The sequence below is a fragment of the Betaproteobacteria bacterium genome (assembly GCA_016791345.1).
Classification (GTDB): domain Bacteria; phylum Pseudomonadota; class Gammaproteobacteria; order Burkholderiales; family JAEUMW01; genus JAEUMW01.
Window position 1 is genome coordinate 1 of sequence record JAEUMW010000033.1, and the last position, 3,094, is coordinate 3,094.

At 70.1% G+C, this 3,094-nt stretch carries 4 protein-coding genes; 3 read left to right on the top strand and 1 reads right to left on the bottom strand.

Annotated elements, in window-relative coordinates; genetic code table 11:
* The 3 genes from JNK68_01170 to gcvT all read left to right on the top strand — a co-directional run.
* Positions 1-194, top strand: a 194-nt coding sequence (locus JNK68_01170) for a glycine dehydrogenase (aminomethyl-transferring) (GenBank protein MBL8538957.1), incomplete at its 5' end; no start/stop codon positions are given.
* 21 nt (positions 195-215) lie between these two features.
* Entirely contained in the window at positions 216-749 is a 534-nt protein-coding gene (locus JNK68_01175) for an ACT domain-containing protein (protein MBL8538958.1), read from the top strand.
* A gap of 5 nt (positions 750-754) precedes the next feature.
* Positions 755-1,873, top strand: a complete 1,119-nt coding sequence (gene gcvT, locus JNK68_01180; GenBank protein MBL8538959.1) for a glycine cleavage system aminomethyltransferase GcvT — start codon at positions 755-757, stop codon at positions 1,871-1,873.
* Here the strand turns inward: gcvT and JNK68_01185 are convergent.
* Positions 1,858-3,094 (bottom strand): DNA polymerase III (locus JNK68_01185; protein ID MBL8538960.1); only part of this gene is annotated, 1,237 nt, incomplete at its 5' end. The two genes, gcvT and JNK68_01185, sit on opposite strands and share 16 nt — an antisense overlap.

Genomic DNA, 3,094 nt, shown 5'->3' on the forward strand with positions numbered 1-3,094 from the left:
CCGCGCAGGTGCTCGCTGGCGCGTGGTCTCATGCATACTCGCGCGAGACGGCCGTGTTTCCGGTCGCGTCGCTGCGGGCGAACAAGTACTGGCCGCCCGTGGGGCGCGTCGACAACGTCTACGGTGACCGTCATCTCGTGTGCGCCTGCCCGCCCGTCTCCGCCTACGAGGAGGGCGAGCCCGCAGCATCGTAAGCGAACGGAGGTGCGCGACCCATGAAGACCTCTCTCGTGCTCACCGTTGTCGGCGACGACCGCACTGGTCTCATCAGCGCGCTCTCCGACACGATCGCAGCATTCGGCGGCAACTGGACCGAGACGCGGATGGCGAGTCTCGGCGGCAAGTTCGCCGGCATCCTCCTCGTCACCGTGCCGCAGGCGCAGGCGAACGACCTCATCGCCGCGGTCAAGCGCCTCGACGCGCGCACGCTGCACGTCGACGTCGAGCGCAGCGAAGCCGACACACCATCGGGCACGCGCCTGTTGACGCTGGAGCTCATCGGCCAGGACCGCCCCGGCATCGTGCGCGACATCTCGCATCTGCTCGCGGAGCACGGCATCAACATCGAGGAGCTGGAAACGGCGTGCGTGAGCGGCTCGTTCTCCGGCGAGGCGCTATTCAAGGCGCAGGCCCGGCTGCGCCTGCCGCGTGAACTGTCCACCGCGGATCTGCGCGCGTCGCTCGAAGCCCTCGCCAACGAACTCATGGTGGACCTGAGCCTGGACGAGGCCGCCCCCCACAACGGCTGACGAACATGACCGAACCCGCCCTGCTGCGCACCCCGCTCTTCGACCTGCATCGCGAGGTCGGCGCCCGCATGGTGCCGTTTGCCGGCTACGAGATGCCGGTGCAGTATCCGACCGGCATCCTCAAGGAGCACCTGCACACGCGCGCCGCCGCCGGGCTCTTCGACGTCTCCCACATGGGCCAAGTGCGGCTCGCGGGGAACAACGCTGCGGCCGCGCTCGAATCGCTGGTGCCGGTCGACGTCGTCGACCTGGGCGTCGGCCGCCAGCGCTACGCGCTCTTCACCAGTGACGCCGGCGGCATCCTCGACGACCTGATGATCGCCAACTACGGCGACCACCTGCTGCTGGTGGTGAATGCGGCGTGCAAGGCGCAGGACTTCGCTCATCTGCGCGCCCACATTGCAGACCGCTGCGAAGTGCAGGAACTGCCCGAGCGCGCGCTGCTCGCCCTCCAGGGCCCGCAGGCCGGCGCCGTGCTCGCGCGGCTCGCACCGGAGACGGCGTCGCTCACGTTCATGACGGTCGCCCGCGCGACGCTCGCGGACGCACCGTGCCTCGTCAGCCGCTCCGGCTACACGGGCGAGGACGGCTTCGAGATTTCCGTACCAGCGGAGCGTGCCGAGGCGCTCGCCCGCCTGCTGCTGGCCGAGCCGGAAGTCGCGCCGATCGGCCTCGGTGCGCGCGATTCGCTGCGCCTCGAAGCCGGCTTGTGTCTGTACGGTCACGACATCGATGCGACGACCACGCCGGTCGAGGCCGACCTCGCGTGGGCGCTGTCGAAGGTGCGCCGTGCGAATGGTGCGCGGCCCCGCGGCTACCCCGGCGCCGCAGCGATCCTGCAGCAGCTCGACACGGGTGCGGGCCGCAAGCGCGTCGGGCTGCGCCCGCAGGGGCGGGTTCCGGTGCGCGACGGCGCCGAGATCATCGACGCGGATGGCCGCGTGGTCGGCAAGGTCACGAGCGGCAGCTTCGGTCCCACGGTCGGCGGGCCGATCGCGATGGGGTACGTGGAAACCGCGCTCGCCACGACCGGCACCGCGCTGCACGCCCTCGTGCGCGGTCAGCGCGTCGCGCTCACCGTTGTCGCCCTGCCCTTCGTGCCGACCCGCTACAAGCGCAGCTGACGTCCCGCCTTGCGCGCGAGAAGCGGCTTTAACGCCCGCAGCTCGCGCGTGTTGAGCACGTCCTCTTTCGCCAGCCAGCCGCGGCGCGCCTGTCCCACACCGAAGCGCAGGCTGGCGAAGTCGCGCGGGCTCTGCGCGTCCGAGCCGACACTCACCAGCACGCCTTCGTCCTTCGCCATGCGGCAATGCGTGTCCTGCAGACCGAGGCGTTCCGGGTGTGCCGTGAGCGCCAGATGAACGCCGGCCTGCCGCGCCGCACGCAGCACGCGCGGCATGTCCACGTCGTATGCCTGGCCCGCGCCGACGCGGCGAGCGGAAGGTTGCGCGATGAGCTTGACGCGCGGGTGCGCGATGGCGCGCAGCAGACGCTCGGTCTGTCGGCTGCGCGGCAGGTCGAAGCGGCTGTCGACAGCGGCGATGACGACGTCGAGCCCGGCGAGTGCGGCATCCGGCAGATCGAGGGAGCCGTCCTGCCGCACGCCGACCTCGACGCCCTTGAGCAGCGTGATCCCGGAGAGCTCCGCGTTCAGCCGGTCGATCTCCTCGCCCTGCTTCGCCAGCGCGTCCGCGTCGCCGCCATGTGATACCGCCCGCCCGGTGATCGCGAGATAGTCGAGGCCCGCAGCTCGCGCCGCTGCCGCCATCTCCCGGAGGGCGGCTTGCCCGTCCGTAGCGCTCGCGTGCGCCTGCAGGTCGCCGCGCAGATCGGAGAGCTCCACCAGCGTCGGCAGCGTTCCGTTGGCGGCGGCGTCGATCTCGCCGTGGTCCTCGCGCAGTTCCGGCGGAATCCACGGGAGGTCGACACTGGCGAACACCGATTCCTCGGTGTCTCCGGCGATGCGCGCTTCGTCCTGGAACACGCCGTATTCATTGATCTTGAGCCCGCGTGCTTGGCCCAGCCTGCGAATCGCGATGTTGTGCGCCTTCGCGCCCGTGAAGTAATGCAGAGCCGCGCCGAAGCTCTCCTCCGGCACCACGCGCAGATCGACCTGCAGCCCGCTTGCAAGCTGCACCGAAGAACGGGTTTCACCACTCGCCAGCACTTCGGTGACCTCGCCGTAGCGCGTGAAATGGTCGGACACAACGCTGCCGTCTGCCGCTGTCACCAGCAGATCGAGGTCGCCCACCGTCTCCTTCATGCGCCGATAGCTGCCGGCCACCATCACCCGCCGCACACCCGGAGCCTTTTCGAGGTACGCGACCAATGCCTCGGCGTATTGG

What these genes read in the sequence shown, in the direction of transcription:
- gcvT (MBL8538959.1), top strand. Translation starts at nt 755, where the DNA reads ATGACCGAACCCGCCCTGCTGCGCACCCCGCTCTTCGACCTGCATCGC.
- JNK68_01175 (MBL8538958.1), top strand. Translation starts at nt 216, where the DNA reads ATGAAGACCTCTCTCGTGCTCACCGTTGTCGGCGACGACCGCACTGGT.